Consider the following 1,155-nt stretch of genomic DNA (forward strand, 5'->3'; position numbering starts at 1 on the left):
GCGAGCGTAAGACGGAAGCAAAAAATCGCAGGAATGAGCAGTGAATATCTGGAAACGGTACTCAATGCGGGTCTCAAAAAACTGGGTGAAATTTAACAAAATGTTCACGCTCTCACCCTGATATCATCAGTGCGATAGCGGTGATCCCGCTCGTGATCTTTGGTATCACTAATATCAGCCGTTTTCAGATGTTATCGCAGCCACTGTGGTTGACGATGCAGATCGTGCCGCTGTTTTATGTCTTCAGCCACCCCGATTCACAACTCGACAGCTGGCTGGCTTACACCGGTATGAATCAAAACGGGAATGGCTTTAACTGGCTACTGTTTGGCAGCGCGTCAGCCGTATTACTGGCCGTCATTGCGCAGTTAGGCGAGCAAGTCGACTTTCTGCGCTTTCTGCCAGAGCAAAAGAAAACTGGTCGTTTCAAATGGTGGTTAGCGATGCTATTCGGCGGGCCGGGTTGGATACTATTCGGTGCCACCAAACTCGCGCTTGGCAGCTATCTGGCGTGGCTGGCAATCAGTCATGGTTTTGGCGCGGCTGAGGCCAGCGACCCTGCGCATATGTACCTCAATGCCTTTGGCTACATGACCGACAACACCAAGCTGGCACTGCTGGCGGCGGGTGTGTTTGTCATTATGTCGCAGCTTAAAATCAACGTCGCGAATGCCTATGCCGGCTCACTGGCTTGGTCGAACTTCTTCTCTCGCTTAACGCACAACCATCCGGGTCGTGTGGTCTGGATGGTGTTTAATGTCGTGATTGCACTCTTATTGATGGAGCTCGGCATCTACCAGTTGCTGGAAAAAACCCTGCAAGTTTATTCCGTCTTAGTTTTAGCGTGGATCGGCAGCTTGGTTGCCGACCTCATTATCAATAAACCGCTGGGTTTAAGCCCACCAGGTATTGAGTTCAAACGCTCGAAACTGTATGACATTAATCCGGTCGGTCTCGGCTCGATGATCATTGCCTCATCGGTTGGAATAGCAGCCCACCTCGATGTGTTTAATGAAGCCATCAAAGCGTTTGCTTCCTCATGTACAGGATCTTTAGCTACAACCAATTGAAATAGATAGAAAAAAGGCTTCGTTTGTGATCTGATTTAATCGCAAAAAAAAACCGACACGCCCGAAGCCATGACTATTATCAATG

1 protein-coding gene is annotated in these 1,155 nt (G+C 49.1%); it reads left to right on the forward strand.

Annotated elements, in window-relative coordinates; all coding sequences use genetic code 11:
• Positions 1-140 precede the first annotated feature (140 nt).
• Positions 141-1,070, forward strand: coding sequence for a purine-cytosine permease family protein (locus tag ACNPAA_RS20885; protein ID WP_417891990.1), 930 nt, complete (start codon positions 141-143; stop codon positions 1,068-1,070).
• Positions 1,071-1,155 lie beyond the last annotated feature (85 nt).

The sequence above is a fragment of the Aeromonas sp. PS2Canimalfood6 genome (assembly GCF_048276795.1).
Taxonomy (GTDB): Bacteria; Pseudomonadota; Gammaproteobacteria; order Enterobacterales; family Aeromonadaceae; genus Aeromonas; species Aeromonas caviae.